Source organism: Phaeobacter sp. CAU 1743, assembly GCF_039839315.1.
Taxonomy (GTDB): domain Bacteria; phylum Pseudomonadota; class Alphaproteobacteria; order Rhodobacterales; family Rhodobacteraceae; genus Phycobacter; species Phycobacter gallaeciensis_A.
In genome coordinates this window covers 166,144-181,799 of record NZ_JBDOQR010000001.1, presented here as the reverse complement: position 1 = coordinate 181,799, position 15,656 = coordinate 166,144, and the positions used below count along the sequence as shown (strand labels likewise).

Sequence of the window (15,656 nt, the reverse complement as noted above, 5' to 3'; positions counted from 1 at the left end):
ATCGTGCGCCTGACCGGGCTGAGCCGCGGCTTGGTCCGCCAGATCATCCGGGGTGAGCGAGAAGATGTTTTCCGCATCCGCGAGAGCAGCTTGACCGCTTGGTTGCCTCGGCTGGAACGGGAGTGGAGCGGCGGATGCCGTAATGGCGCAGAACTCTGGCGCCGGTTACGGGCTGATGGATTTCAAGGCAGTCTCCGGGTCGTCGGCGAGTGGGCGACACGCCAGCGCCGCGCCGAACAAGCGGTGCCGTCCGAAACAAGAAAGTCGCCACCTGCCCGAAGGATTGCGCGGCTCCTGACCATGGGACGAGATCATTTGACCCGTGCCGATGCAATCCAGGTCGCGCGGATCGAAGCGGCGCTACCATCTCTGGCAACCGCCCGGGAACTGACCGACCGTTTGACTGACATAGTGCGAAACGCTCGTGAGAATGCCCTGGCCGCCTGGCTCGACGAAGCCGAGGACAGCATGCTCTCATCATTCGTCCGTGGCCTTCGTAGCGACCAGGCCGCAGTTGCCGCCGCGTTGCGGGAACCTTGGTCGAACGGGCAGACCGAGGGCCAGATCAATCGCCTGAAGACGCTGAAACGCCAGATGTATGGTCGCGCGAATATCGACCTGCTCAAGGCTCGGCTTGTCGCGGCATCATAGTTGAAAAGGTGCATCAACTTTGAGTCAGAGCCAATTTTGCATGCCTGTTCACAGCTCGGCTTGGCAAAAGGCCGAATATACGAGCGGGATCTCTTCGGCGAATGAACGCGAAAGCGCGCCGCTGAGGCAGCGCGCAATCTACAACACCTTTGGTAGGGGGCTTGGCTTCAACGTCCTTCGAACACACCAAGTGCCAACGGCCGCTCCCGGCATCGACATTATCTCTACAATCCTGAAACCATGGTGAAAATCGTCGATATCTACCACTTCATGCATAAGTGGATGGGCAAGCGCACAATAAAGGAAACCCCAGCGATGAAGCTGGGGTTGGCCCGAGGCAAAGTCAATGCAAAAAATCTGTGTTCGTGACGACTAAAGCTATGCAAAGCTGACATATAGCTCAATGTCAGCTTGCTTGGATTACATCCTCAGGAGCTCCAATTTCGTCACTTTCCATGGTGGTAAGAGCGGATGACTGAGCTTGCGTGAGGCGCTGACTGAACAGGCGAACGCCATTGAGGCGACGAAGACCTTCCTCGTAAGCCGCTGTTCGAACGTCGCTATGACCACCATTTCGAGTGGTCATTCCGTTGTTTGACGCGGGTGTCATGACACAAGTCCTCATAATGCCTTGCCTAAATATAGGCCCTTCGCATGCCTTTTTGCAAGCTCGAATCCAAGTTTCTCATAGTGCGGCCGCGCGCCAGACAAGGGATTTTTTAAGAAAATCATGCGCTTCTTAAGAAGTAAGGCATAGGCACTCGCTGCGTCCAGTGAAATTGCTGCGATGTGACCTCGCAGTGGATTTATCGCGGTGGGGGCTCCCTGAAGGAACCTCAGTGTAACATTTGTGTCGCATCCCTGAGCGCCTTTAGACGCTTTGCCGCAAACCATACCACACAAAACAGAGCCATTCCAAATTGCCATGTCGAACCTGCGTGGAGTGGATCGGACCTGCCTTACAATATCGCGCCAAGCGAAAATGTCAGGCCTGTTTTTGTCTTCTAAGGGCGCCCAAACCGTTTCAGCTTGCTGAAGAGCGCCATCGTCAATTCCGTCCAGCTTGAGATCGACAGAAAGTGAGTTCAACTTATGAGACCAAATCTCCCAGGTGAGATGATATACAGCGTCTCGAAATCCTTGGTAGCGCTCAATGGCGTCATGATATTCTGTCACGATGACTCAATGGCTAATTATGTTTTATCTTGAATAGTTTCACTGAGATGCACTTCCAAGGCAAAAATTAGTTTGCTGCTCAAAATTTGACCGGGAGAATATTAGGATTTTATTGGGTCGGGTCGGTCAGCCTAAAAGCCGGCCGACCGAGGTTTTATTTGCAACACTTATGGCAAAGGGCTGGCCACTCGCAGGCCGGCCTTCATCGAAACGGCCTTCGAGCGCGGGACAGGGCATGCCCGCGGCCTTCGGTCCAGCCAAACGGCCCGACGCTTAGTGGTCGCGGGCTTCGATCTGTCATGCCTTCGTCCGCGAGTTTCGAGACGGCTGGCGGGCTCAAACGTCCAAGTCGATATCCGCGGGGATACGGCTCCTTGCCTTCGCGAATGCATCTCTGAACGAACCTTCGCTTTCGATCTGCTTGTCCGAGATAAATAGTGCCAAGTGACCATCACATGCAGTCACGTAGCGCTCGATGGCCTCGAGGCTTGGCACCGGGCCAGATAGGGCCTCCATCCGTGCAATCATCGATTGGGTCATACCCGCTGCCGCAGCAACTTCGTCCTGTGTCAGGCCCCGTATGTCCCGCAGAGCGCGCAGTTTCACGGCGACCCCACGCTTGAGGGCGTTCTTGGCTTGGTGCTCCGCGAGCTTTGGATGCGCACGCTGAAGCGCGTTTCGGAGGGATCTGTGACTCTCAACCATGATCAGGAACTCCATCGTGGAGTCGTAGTATAGCACATTTGTTATACTCTTCAGAGGGGCATGATGCTGACACCAACCACTGAATGTTGGGAGCAACGCCTCAGCATGGAGAAGCCACACCGCCAGGAGTTGCCGCTCCGGGCTGCCTCAAAGCGCAAAATACTTCCTGAATTCAGTCGACGGCTCGCCTCTCTGACCGAATCAGCTCGGGTCTCCTTCCCCGAACGCATATTTCTTCGAATAGACCTATAGGGCTAATTTTTGTGTTCAAATTTGGGCAGCCACCAAACGGAAACTTCCTGAGATCCCTGCCTTCTCGTCAACGAGCAGAAAAAAGATCCAATTAAATACAGCTACTTGTGATTTTTTCAGGCGGCAAACGGTTGGCGGATTTTTCGTCGCCACGGGGTCGCCCCACTATTCTCGCAGACAATAATGGCCCCAAAAAAGGTCTAAAGGATGCAGCTCGAAAACAACATTGCCGATGATCCCGCTCGCACGATTTACAAGCGCGGTCTGCAAAAGAAGGTGAACCGTCAGGCCTGCCGCAAGGCGATGGGCATTATTGACACGGAGAGCCTCGGTGAATCCATCATCGTCGTGGCAGCTGAAGTCGACCCGAGGGTTCGCCGGATCTTTCCCCAACCCACGACTTTTGACCTGCACACTGGGGAAGCCTACCCGACCAAGACCGCTCTGTAGCGCGACATATGTGGAACGGCCCGCATGGCAAGAGCTTTTGCAGTTGATTTGCAGCTGGGAGTGGTGCGGTCATATGTACGGCCTTTCGATACGGCACATAGCCGCTGGCCTCGATGAAGTCCGCGACACGAGGGGCTAATCAATCTGACGCGCTTGATGCGCATTGTCGCGCCGGCCTCACTCGTGTCGGGATAGCGTCCCGTGTGCTCATCGCTTGCTTCTGCACCTTGCCTCTGCCAGCACGTGCCGGTCAGATTTTCATATCGGTAACCGCCCTCATCCGGCAGTGGCCGGGATTGTCATGGGCATTTCGGGTTTCTTGTAGATCCCCCCTTTGTTCAACAGTGCCCATATGATCCGTGCCATCTTGTTGGCCAAGGCGACGGCCGCAACTTTGAAAGGACGCCTGGCGAGCAGCGCTTTCAACCAGGGGCTTGCTTTGGCATCACTGCGAGCGATCCTCAGAACGGATGTCGCCCCTGCGACGAGCAGTGAGCGCATCTCCGGATTACCCATCTTCGATATTTTGCCAAGCCGCTCCTTGCCACCGGACGAATGAGCCCTCGGCGTCAATCCAAGCCAGGCAGCAAAATGACGAGCTGACTTGAAGCCACCAGGGTCCGGAACCAATGCTTTGACCGTCGCAGCTATGATTGGGCCAACTCCGGGGATTGAGGTCAGTCGCCGCGCATCCTCGTCGCGCTTCACCTCGGTGACTATTGCCCGCTCGAGTTCGTCATTCTGACTTGTCAGGGCCTCGATCTGTTCAGCGAGCATACTCAGGGCGAAGCGAGCCGGATCGGGCAGACGAGCATCCTCGTCGTCACGGATAATCCTGATCAACGCCTCTACCTTCGCAACGCCTCCAGCGGCGATGATCCCCAGCTCCGCAAGATGAGCGCGCAGGGCATTGATCGCCTGAGTTCGCTGTCGCACCAAGAGAGCACGAGCCTTCAGCACCATGGCCGCAGCTTGCTGGTCGGCCGTCTTGATCGGGACGAAGCGCATGGTCTTGCGGGTGACAGCTTCGCTGATAGCTTCCGCGTCGGCGGCATCCGTCTTGCCGCGTTTTACAAAGGCCTTGACGTAAGTTGGCGGGATGAGTCGCACGTCGTGGCCGAACTTGGCGATCTCGCGCGCCCAATAGTGGGAACTGCCGCAGGCTTCCATCCCGACAAGGCAGGCCGGTTGCTCCTGGAAAAACTTCATCACTTCGCTGCGGCGGAGTTTGCGATTGAAGACCGGGGAGCCATCATCTTCCGCGCCGTGAACCTGAAAGACATTCTTCGCCAAATCCAGCCCGATGGTGTAAACATTCTTCATGGAACGGTTCCTCCTTTGTGGCGTCCAAGCAACGACCACGTCTTAGCACATCGATGCTGTCGGAGCGGGTCGTTCCACTTCATCAATCTGGATGAGAAGAGCGCGTCAATCAGGATGAGACTCCTTGGTCGCGACGAGAGTTACGATGGCGGTCTTTTCAGCCGCGATCAAGTGTTTTGTGTTTTTGATTGTCGCGGCGCGTCAATCAGCTTTGACGTTGGCCGGTGTAGCTCTTTGAGCAGGCCGTCCCGGCCCCTTTGCCTTTTCGGCAGCTCTGCGCCGGTAGCTTTCGACATTCATCTCGAAGATGGTGGCATGGTGAACGAGCCTGTCGACGGCGGCCAGTGTCATGGCCGGGTCAGGAAAGATCGTATTCCATTCCCCGAAGGGCTGGTTGGCGGTGATCAGCATGGAGCGCCGTTCGTATCTCGCGCTGATGAGTTCGAAGAGCACGCTGGTCTCGGCCTGATCCTTGGTGACGTAGGCAATATCATCAAGGATCAGCAGGTGGAACTTGTCGAGCTTTGCGATGGCGCTTTCGAGAGCGAGATCGCGGCGCGCCTGCTGGAGTTTCTGGACCAGGTCGGTGGTGCGGCTGAAGAGGACGCGATAGCCTTTCTCGACAAGAGCGAGCCCGATGGCGGATCCGAGATGCGACTTGCCCACACCTGGTGGGCCAAACAACAGGATGTTGCTGCCCTTTCCGATCCAGCTGTCGCCGGCGGTGATGGCATTGACATGGGCCTTGGACAGCATGGGGACGGCGGTGAAGTCGAAAGTCTCTAGCGTCTTGCCGGGCAACAGGCGTGCCTGTGCGAGATGGCGCTCGATCCGGCGGCGATCGCGTTCGGCCAGTTCATGCTCTACCAGAGTGGCAAGCAGGCGGGCGGCAGGCCAGCCCTCCTTGTCAGCCTGTTCAGTAAAGCGTGGCCAGAGCGCCTTGATGGCAGGCAGGCGCAATTCGTTCAGAGCGAGGGTAAGGCGAGCGGTATCGGTCTGGGACGATGTCATGCAGCCACCTCCTCAGCGGGCGCAGCACTTCTGACCAGCTGGTCATAGGATGAAAGGTCGGCCATCTTCACCTCGACCCGAGGGAGTGCCTCGTCTGACGGGGCAAAGAGCGCCCGCAGGACAGCCATGTCAGGCGGGCGGTTCTGACGAAGGTCCTCCTCGATCTGCGCAGCCAATTCGGCCTCACACCCCCGGTCGTGCGCCAGCGCCAGAAGATCGACGGTCATGCGGCAAGCTGCCTTCTCACCGGTCTGCTCCAGAAGGACTTCGAACATGTCGCGAAAGGCCCGGCGTGGAAACAGTTGATCCCGGTAGACCAGCCCCATGAGTGCCATGGGCTTCTTGCGCAGGGAATGGATGACATGGCGGTAATTGACCACGTGCCCATGGCTTCCGCTGCTCGATGCCCGACCGCGCGGCAGCGTCATCAGGGAGCTGCCCCCGAGGAACAGCTCCAGCCGGTCATCGTAGAGCCGAACCCGTAGCTGATGTCCGATCAGCCGAGATGGTACGGTGTAGAACACCTTGCGCAAGGTGAAACCACCGGAGGAGGTGACGCGCAGTGTGACCTCCTCGTAATCCGTTGTGCGCCGGGCGGGTAAAGGCTTGAGGCTGGCGCGCTCCACGTCGATACGCTTGGCATTGCGGGCGTTGATCCGGCCCACGATCTCGTCGATGAAGCGCCGGTAGGCCGTCAGGTCTTCGAAGTCGCGCGAGCCGCGCATGACCAGCGCGTCCTCGATGGCACGCTTCAGATGACCATTGGGGCTTTCGATGGAGCCGTTCTCGTGCGCAATGCCCTTGTTGTTGCGCGTCGGCGTCATGCCGTAATGACGGCACAGGGTATCGACGCGGTCGGTGAGGTCCGCCTGGGTGGATTTTTCCAGGTTCTTGAAAGCCGCCGACAGGCTGTCGGTTCTGTGTTCCCGCGGCACGCCACCGAGCGTCCAGAGGGCATTTTGAAGCCCTTCGGCCAGCGCTACATAGCTTTCGCCGCCAAGCACGACATGGGCGTGCTCGAAGCCGGAATAGGCCAACCGGAAGTGATACAGCCGATGATCCAACGGCTCACCGGCTACGGTCACGCCCAGTTTGCCCATGGCGGTGAAATCTGACAGGCCCATCTTGCCCGGCGTATGGGTCTGCCGGAAGATCACCTCTTGTTCAGGGCCATGCTCGGCCTTCCAGGTGCGCATCCGCCGCTCCAACGTGCGCCGGATGCCAGTGCCCAGCTCGGGGTGCCGTCGCATAAGTTCCTCGTAAACGGCCACGGGCCGGATCCCCGGTGCAGAGCGCAGCAGCGGCACGACCTCCGTGTCGAAAATATCCGCAAGCGGATCCGGTCGACGTCGGCTGCGTGGGACCTTCTTTTGCGATGGCAACGTCGGGTCGGCCTGCAGTCGATAACCGGTCGCTTGGCTGACACCGGCCTTTGCTGCGGCCACGGGAGTGGAATGGGTCTGTCTGAGCGTCATGAATAGCCTCATCAGTTGATCAGTGACATGTCGGCCCGGCATGAACGATCTCCTTACGCAGAAAATCATTCCCTATCCGAGCCGGCCACGACGTCAGACCCGCCCATTTGGGGCGCAACGCGGGGGTGGGGCCTCTCCAGTCGGGCTACGCCCTCCCTGCGAGCCCCCACCCCCGCGTTCTCATCCTGATTGACGCTGGATTCTCACCTTGTTTGTCGCGCGGCACCGCTCTGACCGAAGCGGTGCACGGGACGCGCTACAAGCCTTGGGTCTACACGCCTGACTTCCTGTTCGAGCTTGTAAATGGACAGACCGTCTTCGTCGAAGGAAAGCATAGTCGCTGGCTTCGCAGCAACCCAGAGTTCAGCCGTTTGGCCGCGGCCATGGAGCAACTCGGTCATCGACTTACTCTGGTCACGGAAAAAACGTTTACTCGTGCGGACCATCGGAATCTCCGTATTCTCCGGGCCCTCCCGAACCGCAGTCTGGAGCCTGCAATACGTGAGTTGATCGAGACGCAGTTCCCGCGCAGCGTATCATTTGGAGAAGCCCAACGGTCGTTCGGCCTGACGCGAGCGGAAGTCTATGCGGGGCTTTTCCAAGGGCTTCTCGCGACCGACTTCTCACGCGCCCCTTTCAGCGATCGGACGAAGCTTCTGCGCGTTGACGGTGATGTATCGCACCTCGAGGTTTTGCCGCTATGAACCAGCTACAAGCATATGATGGTCGTCATCTTCGGAACGGAGAGACCCTATACCGTGTGATCGGACGCGTCCAAGATAAGCCGTCCGTCGTTCTCGATCTGAATGGAATGAAGACTGAGATCACCCTGGAGGAATTTCATCGGCAGATTGCCCTCGGAAATGTTTCCGAAGGTCAAGAACCAGTATTCTGCGATCGCGTCATGACCGATGATGAGATCTCGGAAGCAGCCTTCCGCAAGCGCCTTCTTGAACTCGTTGATCGCTATCAGGAGCTGGGTCTCAAGTGGGATGAGGTAATGAACGCGATCCGCATCAACTTACAAAAAGATCCGCGTTTTGCTTCGCGCGCTTCAAAGCTCCCTGCTGTCCGAACAATTCAGAATTATCGGAAAGGCTACTGCGCGAAGGGGCAGCTTGCCTTGGTTGATAAGCGGAATCAATCTGGAAACTACACCGTCCGTTATGACGAGATTTTCCTCGAGATCGTCCTCGATCTTCTTGACGATTCTTATCTCACATCGGATCGCATGAATATGACCGATCTGGTTCGGCAATCGAGGCTACAATATCTAAAGCAGTTTTCAAAGGAGCGGGCAAACGAAAACCCGGGGAACCATGGCACGAAGGCTGTGGAGTCCATAATCGATACCTACATTCCACACTCCGATGTCATCAAACGGCGGCTGGGAACGAAGGCAGCGCGAAAAGCACTACTCCAAGCCGGTAGCTTTCAATTGATAAAGCACGCCTATGACCGGTTGGAAACAGACTCCACACAGGCCGACATCTACGTGATCTTTGACGGCAAACTAATTATGCCTTGGGTCACGCTTGTCGTAGATGCTGCAACCGGCTTCATCGTGGGGCTTGTAGTTTCTCTTGAAAACCCTACCGGACTTACCACCGCAACGGCGATCTACGAAGCCATGACAGGCAACGACGAAGAGTTCTTTGATCGCTTCGGTATCGCGAACCGTGTGCATGTCGCAGGACTTCCACTGACGGTAGTTGCAGACCAAGGGTCCGAAAACTCAGGCAGCATCATCAACCGCCTACTATCGACTGCCCCTATCGAACTGCAAAAGAATACCCCCGGACATCCAGAGAAGAAGCCGTTCGTCGAGCGTGCGATGTCGACCCTCAAGACCTTTGTAACAAAACTTGACGGGGCGACGCAGACCCAAGAATTGTCGACCAAGGAGCGCTATGAGCGAGCAAAGGCGGAAGCATGCTGGACCTTCGATGAGTTTGTTCAGAAGCTTCAAGTGTGGCGCTACGACGTGTATGGCGTCATTCCGCGTCGACGTGTGCAGTCACCGCTGAAACGCCGAGAAAGCCCGATCGAAAGCTGGCAGCGCCTTTCGACCGAAGCCTATGTTCCTGAACCGCCCAGCAAGCAGCATCTTAGGCAGTTGTTCTTTCATCATGCCGAGAGGAGGATCGTCCACCGCTACGGGATTGAGGTGGGATACGTTCAATATTCATCTTGGGAACTGCGAGAACTGGAGAAGAATACGAAAGGGAAGCTGGAAGTCGAAATCCGCATTAACCCGGCCGACATCAGGGAGATCATCATCTCTCACCCGAAATCGGGCGAAGCATTCTACGTGCCCTGCAAGGACCCCGATATGCCCGCGATTTCTGTCGCTGAGCGAGATCGCATCATCGCCCTCAATCGGCGTGACCCCGACGACTACCTTTCGGCAGCTGAAGTTCTCGCGGCCCTGGTAAAGGGCAAGCACCATAAGCCGTCAAAGTCGACGACCAAAGGGCGCAAGGCACAAGACGCGGCCCGGCGCAAACGGCGCGATGCAGAGATTGCCGAGCGCAGCGGCGTTACAGGCGGCGCAGCGCCTCGAAACGATGTCTCCAACCCAACGATGCCGGTGCTCGCCCCGAAGCGGCGTAACCGGATCTCCGCACGAGGATAATTAACGTGAACGAACTTTCCCTGAAGAGCTTGCGGATTTCGCATTCCCGTTACGACATTGCGCTGAATCAGATGCTTGAGGCAATCGAGTTGGCTGGCTCGGATGGGGTATGCATTCCATTTCTTGGCCCGTCCCGCGTCGGTAAATCCGACCTCCTGTTAGCGGTCGAAAGCAAGGTTACCAAGCTTCGGTCCGGCCCAGGATACATGATCCCATCGCCGGACTTTCTGACCGGCGAAATCTCTCCCAAGCCGAATGATTCGGAGATCTACGCATCGATCATACGGACGATGGGGCGGGTTGGGGCTAATCCCAAGCTCGCACTCCTGAAAGATCGGATGTATGATCTGCTGGAACAACGCGATGTTCGGATTGTGGCCCTCGATGAGTGCAGCCATTGCGCCGAACCCGGCGCGAACCTCACCCGCCGTGCAGCTGCGGACCATTTCAAATCCATCGTAGATCGGTCAGGTGTCATACTCATCCTTATGGGGTTGCCGAAGTTCCAACGCTTGATTGATGAGAACGAGCAATTCGCGGCGCGGTCCATGGCCACGATCGAGCTCCAACCATATCGCTGGACGAACCCGGACGACCGGAATGAATTCACAACAGTAATCTATAGTATCTTCGAATACCTCGAGGAGCGCGGTATCTCGCTCGAATTCGACTGGATAGACATGACACGGCGCCTTTTCGCTGCTTCTGGCGGTCGCGTCGGCATGGTGATCGAGCTGCTCGAGGTCGCTGTCCGAAAGTCTGCGCGGACCAAGGCCCTGGCCTTGTCGGATATGGGGAAAGCCGCCAGCGTAAGGCTTCAAGGGTTATCTCGTCTCGCGCCGATCTTCGACCCCGAACCACCACAGGATGACGTTCTTCTGCGGTCCTACGCGAAGGTCATGAGGGACGCAGGACTAAAGCTCCCTGATCCGAATTCGTCGCTTGAGCTCGACGCTTTTCGGCAGGCGGACGAAGGGGCGTTGACGGAATGATCCCTTGCACTGACGAAAGCCTTCTCGGCTACATCAAGCGGCGCTCTGATGCGGAAGGATTTCCCGAGGCCAGGGGCTTCCTGACGACGCTCGGGCAGACCTACGGGCGCGCTACAGTTGAGGAGCCAGAGCGGCTGGCTTTGGAACTCGATCTCGACTTGGCAACGATGGAGCAGATCTTGCCTGCCAAGCAGCCAATGGACGCCGCCCTCGACTGGTCGTTCCATCGGATGCGCCGCGACCCGGTTTGCCCCGCCTGTATTGCCGCGCGCCAGCCCCGTCGGAAAGAGTGGCGACACGCCTTGGTCACGGCATGTGCCGAGCATGAATGCCAGCTAATCGATCAGTGTCCTGGTTGCGGTGACGATCTCACCCTGCTCGGCGATGGGTATGCGGCCTGCCTTTGCGGCACTTCCTATGGCGATGCGAATGCTGTGCCCGCCGGCCCTTTCGAGACTGAGTTCGCAAAGTTAATAGCGGGACACTCGGCCCACATGGGCGGCATAGACCTCGGTTCAAAGGAAGGCCTGCACACGGCCCGCACCGTGTGGTTTCTCTGTGCGAATATGGCTCGCGCGCGGACCGGTAAGGAAGGCAAGGCAACTTACCCCAAGACCGTCGCAGAAGCTCGCATACGCTTGGCAGGTATCCAACCGCTCCTCATCGATTGGCCAAAGGCATTCGACGAACATGTAGTTGAGCGATGGAATACTCCCGGAGCAGAAGGACTAACGGCCGCTACACGATTGGGCCCATGGTATCGTGGCCTTCTCAGCCAAAAAGGTGCACTGGCTGAGGCATTGCTGTCCCGTTGCCTCAGTGTCGTCAGCACAGTGTGTGGCGACGCATACAAGACCCGTCGGCATCGGGATGGTGCGGCATGGATGAGCGCAGCCCAGGCAGGAGATATTTTGGGCATACGCAGCGAGAGGATTGTCGAAGCAGTCCGTGCTGGGGTCATCGAGGGATCGCAGGGACGATCGGGCACGGGCCACCTTCATACGATCGTCAGAACGCAGGACATCGAAGAGGTCCGTGAGCAACGGAAGCGATCTGCGACCAAGGAAAAGGTTCGAAACACCCTTGGTGTTTCAAGGAGACAGTTCGAGCTTATGGAAGAGGCAAGGTTCTTCGGTGCTGAGTGCAGGGTGGCGTCTCACCCCTGCGTCGATGGAAGTTTCGACCTCAAGAACATCTGCACTGCGGTAGATGGAATCCGGCAAGTGGCCCGGGTTAAAAGTGCCGGAGTCGATGGGATGGTGGCATTTCGCAAGATCAACCTGCGCAAGACGACGGATCGGACCGCGCTTCTGAAGATCTATCGACTCATAGCGGACAAAAAGCTTCGAGCGGTCAAGTTCGCTGAGGGTGATAGCCTCGGAGATGCGCTCTTCGACGCAGCGGAGATCGACCGCCTTCTTCAAGATCATGGCGGCGCGCGGTCATGGACCGCTGGAGATGTTGCCGAGTTCTCAGGATGGAAACCTGAATGTGTCACTGGGTGGTGCGAGCAGGGTTTGCTTCAGGCGACCAAAGGGAAACGAGGCTCATTTTACGTCTGGCAGATTACTGAGAAAGCGCTTTCGCAGTTCTATCGTGAATTTCATGTGGTCTCGGACTTGGCGAAGGAAGGCAAGACGACCTCGCGAAAGCTGCTCGCATCTCTCGCAGATCGCGGGATCTCTTCAGTCGGGTCGCAACCGGCAGGGACATCATCCCGTGGACATCTGATCCGAACCCGTGACATTGCCCGAATGATCGCGTTTCCCCCCTCTTAACCGACACGCCTCCTCGCGCACTATATGTATGCCGTCAAGGAATGCCTTGGCGGCTTTCGGCGTTTCTGCATGCTGGACTGCCGTCCGGATTCGTCGTATCAAAATGTCAGTCGGTCGCTGACGTTGAACGGTCTGTGTGAAGCGCAATATTGTGGGCAAAACGCGCAAGGCTTTGGCCGGATTGTGCGCAAACTAATGGGCTTGAACCGACGATTTTCTTCAATGACCTAAGGCAGAGTGCGCACGGTTACGCGGTGTCCTACATCCACAGAATTGCGTTCCGTCAGCCGGTCTATACGTCGGCTGACGAAGCCCGCGTGTCGCAGGGCGGGCGATCAGCTGATTTCGATCAGCTGGTTTGTCGCCTTTTCGATGCTCAGTTGCTGGGCAATCCAGGCCGCAAACATCTTGATCAGCTCCAGATCGCTGCTCTCAAAGGGCGTGCGCGGTTCTGACGAGGTGAAGTTGACCGTGCCGAACCGTTCGCCATCGACCACCAACGGTACCCCGATATAGGTTTCAAGAACAAACAGACTGTAACAGGGGTGGGGTGCGTCTCCGACCTCTTGAGCTGAGCTGCAGGCAATCGGGCCATTGGCCTCCATCGCGCGTGCGCAGCAGCAATCGGCGATCTTGAACCGGCTGCCGCGTTCGATTTCCGCGATCTGGGAATAGCTGTAGAGCACGGTGTAGTCTTCGCCGTGAACCCAGCTAACCAAAGCCGAATCCGTTTGAAAATGGGCGCAACCCATTTTGAGAATTTCACGGATCTTTTCATTGGTCTCAAGCTCTTGATCCGAAGAAACCAGATAGAGCCTGGCGAGCAATTCGTCAAAAGCGCGCGGTTTTGAAATGTCGCGGGTAATACCGAAATACCCCAGAACGACGCCACGGGAATCGCGAATTGGGCCACCTGTTGTTTCGCCTAAAAAGGTTTTTCCATTTGATCGCAAATAGTTGCTTTCGTAATTATGTTGTTCTGCGGATCCGGATGGATTGAAATGTGCCGCGCCTGCGGACAGGTAGCCTTCTTCACTGGGGTAAAGAATGGCGGTGCTGTGGCCGACCATCTGATCGATGGTGTGGCCAAACATGCTTAACGCGGCATTGTTGGCCCAGACGATGCGGCGGTTTTCATCCGCTACGATGACGGCTTCGGGCAGGTCGCGGAACAGGCTGGGGATCGATACTTTTCCAAGTTTAATATTGGCCGCTTCCTCTGGACGGTGCAGCAGCTCGGCTGAGCAATTGATCATCGAAATCACCTCATCTCAACATTTCTAAAATTGACTGTGCAAAATGGCACAAGCACCAGCGATCGAGCTTTGAAATACGCAAGCCTTGATAGGAGTCGCTGGCTACAATTAAATAAAATGAAAAAGTCGTGAAGAGAATGCAAGATTAAAATTCCACCACGAGCGGTATCGTGAAGGAAACTATTCTGCTTTAAGGCTTATTTCTGAAGGTTTACAGAACGGTCCACCTTAAAGAGCAATCGTGCCCAGATGATCCGCCCCGCGCGCCCGGGCCAGTTGCATTTGCTTCTGCCGCTCCCGGAACCGGGCTTTGTCGGCCTCGCTGGTCTCATTGATGCACATATGACAGGAGACCCCGGCCTCGTACTCGGGGCGCGACTTGTCCTCGGGCAGCAGCGGGCGACGACAGCCGTGGCACAGCTCATGCGGACCTTCCTTCAGCCCGTGCCCGACAGAGACACGGTTGTCGAAGACAAAGCACTCCCCTTGCCAGCTGCTGTCCTGTTCCGGAACCTCTTCCAGATAGCGCAGGATGCCGCCTTTCAGGTGGTAGACATCCTCTACGCCCTGACCTAGCAGGAAATTGGTGGATTTCTCGCAGCGGATCCCGCCGGTGCAGAACATCGCCACCCGCTTGTTGTGGAAACGGTCCTTGTTGGCCTCCCACCAGGCGGGGAATTCCCGGAAACTGCTGGTTTCGGGGTCGATGGCGCCTTCGAAGGTGCCAATCGCCACCTCGTAGTCATTGCGGGTGTCGATCACCACCACATCGTCCGAGCGGATCAGATCGTTCCAGTCTTCCGGCTCGACGTAGTTTCCGACGCGGGCCTTGGGGTCCACATCGGGCTGGCCCATGGTCACGATCTCTTTTTTCAGACGGACTTTCATCCGTCCAAAGGGCGCATCGGTGGCGGTCGCTTCTTTCCAATCCAGATCGCTGCATCCGGGCAGGGCGCGGATATGCGCCAGCACGGCATCGATCCCGGCGCGCGGGCCGGCAATTGTGCCGTTGATCCCCTCACGCGCCAGCAACAGAGAGCCTTTGACCTCCTGTCCGAGGCAGAGATCCAGCAACGGCCCCCGCAAAGCGTCGGGGTCGGAAAAGCGGGTGAAGTGATACAGGGCAGCGATGGTGTACATAGCCAGCCCTTTACACCAGAGTCCGAAAATCCTGCAAGACAGGCTGTCGTGACGGCCCGGCTTTTCAGCGTGGTAATTGGTCGCGTTGCCGATCAGGCAGCATGTCGGAATGCTTCGCCCCGCAGTGGGCGCGGGGATTGACGCAACAGATGCTGCGCCCTACGCCTTGTGAAACGAGACAGGATAGTTTCATGCCCAGTGCTTTGATCGTTATAGATGTTCAGAATGACTTTTGCTCTGGTGGCGCGCTGGCAGTGGTCGGCGGCGAAGAGGTCACCGCCCCGATCAACGCCATGATGGATCGCTATGATGCGGTCATCCTGACCCAGGACTGGCACCCGGCGGGACACTCCTCCTTTGCCTCCTGCCATCCGGGCGAATCTGCCTTCGGCGTGGTCGAGATGCCTTATGGACCGCAGGTTCTGTGGCCCGATCACTGTGTGCAGGGCACCCCCGGCGCTGCCTTTCACAAGGATCTGCGGCAGGACGGGGATCTGATCATCCGTAAAGGGTTTCGTGCGGCAGTGGACAGCTATTCGGCCTTTTTCGAGAACGACAAGACCACGCCGACCGGGCTTGAAGGATACCTGCGCAATCGGGACTTGATGGATCTGACGCTGGTAGGCCTGGCAACGGATTTCTGCGTTGCCTTCTCGGCGCTGGATGCCGCGCGGCTGGGATTTGATGTCCGGGTTGATCTCTCGGCCTGCCGTGCCATCGATCTGGAGGGATCGCTCAATACAGCCTTGAAGGACATGCAGGAGGCGGGTGTCCATTTGGGCCAGGGACCTGCTTAGTGTTTCTTAAAGGGA

14 protein-coding genes are annotated in these 15,656 nt (G+C 57.3%); 7 read left to right on the top strand and 7 right to left on the bottom strand.

Annotated features, from left to right (window positions below; all coding sequences use genetic code 11):
* The coding region (locus AAFO90_RS00830; RefSeq protein WP_347508184.1) for a transposase at positions 1-651 on the top strand (651 nt) is incomplete at its 5' end.
* Positions 652-1,272: 621 nt separating this feature from the next.
* Here the strand turns inward: AAFO90_RS00830 and AAFO90_RS00825 are convergent.
* The gene (locus tag AAFO90_RS00825) at positions 1,273-1,827 is read right to left on the bottom strand and encodes a hypothetical protein (RefSeq protein ID WP_347508183.1); all 555 of its coding nucleotides are present in this window, start codon (positions 1,825-1,827) and stop codon (positions 1,273-1,275) included.
* Between the two features lie 336 nt (positions 1,828-2,163).
* Positions 2,164-2,547, bottom strand: coding sequence for a helix-turn-helix transcriptional regulator (locus tag AAFO90_RS00820; RefSeq protein ID WP_347508182.1), 384 nt, complete (start codon positions 2,545-2,547; stop codon positions 2,164-2,166).
* Positions 2,548-2,991: 444 nt separating this feature from the next.
* Between AAFO90_RS00820 and AAFO90_RS00815 the strand changes: the two genes are divergently transcribed.
* Complete coding sequence (locus AAFO90_RS00815; protein WP_347508181.1) at positions 2,992-3,234, top strand: hypothetical protein; 243 nt, start codon at positions 2,992-2,994, stop codon at positions 3,232-3,234.
* Between the two features lie 276 nt (positions 3,235-3,510).
* On the opposite strand, the gene AAFO90_RS00810 is transcribed toward AAFO90_RS00815, so the two are convergent.
* From AAFO90_RS00810 to istA, 3 genes are all read right to left on the bottom strand, one after another.
* Entirely contained in the window at positions 3,511-4,557 is a 1,047-nt protein-coding gene (locus AAFO90_RS00810; protein WP_347508180.1) for an IS110 family transposase, read from the bottom strand.
* A 201-nt stretch (positions 4,558-4,758) separates the two neighbouring features.
* Entirely contained in the window at positions 4,759-5,568 is an 810-nt protein-coding gene (gene istB / locus AAFO90_RS00805; protein ID WP_347508179.1) for an IS21-like element helper ATPase IstB, read from the bottom strand.
* Entirely contained in the window at positions 5,565-7,055 is a 1,491-nt protein-coding gene (istA, locus tag AAFO90_RS00800) for an IS21 family transposase (RefSeq protein WP_347508189.1), read from the bottom strand. Before istA ends, istB begins: the two co-directional genes overlap by 4 nt.
* Positions 7,056-7,255: 200 nt before the next feature.
* Between istA and AAFO90_RS00795 the strand changes: the two genes are divergently transcribed.
* Genes AAFO90_RS00795 through AAFO90_RS00780 form a run of 4 tightly spaced genes read left to right on the top strand, consistent with a single transcriptional unit; the run spans position 7,256 to position 12,448 of the window.
* Positions 7,256-7,747: a hypothetical protein gene (locus AAFO90_RS00795; protein ID WP_347508178.1), complete on the top strand. Its 492-nt coding sequence runs from the start codon at positions 7,256-7,258 to the stop codon at positions 7,745-7,747.
* Between the two features lie 56 nt (positions 7,748-7,803).
* Positions 7,804-9,678 carry a Mu transposase C-terminal domain-containing protein gene (locus AAFO90_RS00790; RefSeq protein ID WP_347508177.1) on the top strand — a complete coding sequence of 625 codons (1,875 nt, stop codon included), beginning with the start codon at positions 7,804-7,806 and terminating at the stop codon, positions 9,676-9,678.
* 5 nt (positions 9,679-9,683) lie between these two features.
* Positions 9,684-10,670, top strand: a complete 987-nt coding sequence (locus tag AAFO90_RS00785) for a TniB family NTP-binding protein (protein WP_347508176.1) — start codon at positions 9,684-9,686, stop codon at positions 10,668-10,670.
* Positions 10,667-12,448: a TniQ family protein gene (locus tag AAFO90_RS00780; protein ID WP_347508175.1), complete on the top strand. Its 1,782-nt coding sequence runs from the start codon at positions 10,667-10,669 to the stop codon at positions 12,446-12,448. The genes AAFO90_RS00785 and AAFO90_RS00780 overlap by 4 nt, the downstream gene beginning before the upstream one ends.
* A 335-nt stretch (positions 12,449-12,783) precedes the next feature.
* On the opposite strand, the gene AAFO90_RS00775 is transcribed toward AAFO90_RS00780, so the two are convergent.
* Together AAFO90_RS00775 and AAFO90_RS00770 are read right to left on the bottom strand one after the other, a co-directional pair.
* Positions 12,784-13,704, bottom strand: coding sequence for a PAS domain-containing protein (locus AAFO90_RS00775; RefSeq protein ID WP_347508174.1), 921 nt, complete (start codon positions 13,702-13,704; stop codon positions 12,784-12,786).
* A gap of 228 nt (positions 13,705-13,932) precedes the next feature.
* Positions 13,933-14,844: a rhodanese-related sulfurtransferase gene (locus AAFO90_RS00770; protein WP_347508173.1), complete on the bottom strand. Its 912-nt coding sequence runs from the start codon at positions 14,842-14,844 to the stop codon at positions 13,933-13,935.
* 191 nt (positions 14,845-15,035) lie between these two features.
* Between AAFO90_RS00770 and pncA the strand changes: the two genes are divergently transcribed.
* Complete coding sequence (pncA, locus tag AAFO90_RS00765; protein WP_347508172.1) at positions 15,036-15,641, top strand: bifunctional nicotinamidase/pyrazinamidase; 606 nt, start codon at positions 15,036-15,038, stop codon at positions 15,639-15,641.
* Positions 15,642-15,656: the final 15 nt, after the last annotated feature.

Excerpts from the sequence above, each read along its gene's own strand:
- AAFO90_RS00820 (WP_347508182.1), bottom strand. The coding sequence starts at position 2,547 with ATGGAGTTCCTGATCATGGTTGAGAGTCACAGATCCCTCCGAAACGCG.
- AAFO90_RS00815 (WP_347508181.1), top strand. The coding sequence starts at position 2,992 with ATGCAGCTCGAAAACAACATTGCCGATGATCCCGCTCGCACGATTTAC.
- AAFO90_RS00810 (WP_347508180.1), bottom strand. The coding sequence starts at position 4,557 with ATGAAGAATGTTTACACCATCGGGCTGGATTTGGCGAAGAATGTCTTT.
- istB (WP_347508179.1), bottom strand. The coding sequence starts at position 5,568 with ATGACATCGTCCCAGACCGATACCGCTCGCCTTACCCTCGCTCTGAAC.
- istA (WP_347508189.1), bottom strand. The coding sequence starts at position 7,055 with ATGAGGCTATTCATGACGCTCAGACAGACCCATTCCACTCCCGTGGCC.
- AAFO90_RS00780 (WP_347508175.1), top strand. The coding sequence starts at position 10,667 with ATGATCCCTTGCACTGACGAAAGCCTTCTCGGCTACATCAAGCGGCGC.
- AAFO90_RS00775 (WP_347508174.1), bottom strand. The coding sequence starts at position 13,704 with ATGATCAATTGCTCAGCCGAGCTGCTGCACCGTCCAGAGGAAGCGGCC.
- AAFO90_RS00770 (WP_347508173.1), bottom strand. The coding sequence starts at position 14,844 with ATGTACACCATCGCTGCCCTGTATCACTTCACCCGCTTTTCCGACCCC.
- pncA (WP_347508172.1), top strand. The coding sequence starts at position 15,036 with ATGCCCAGTGCTTTGATCGTTATAGATGTTCAGAATGACTTTTGCTCT.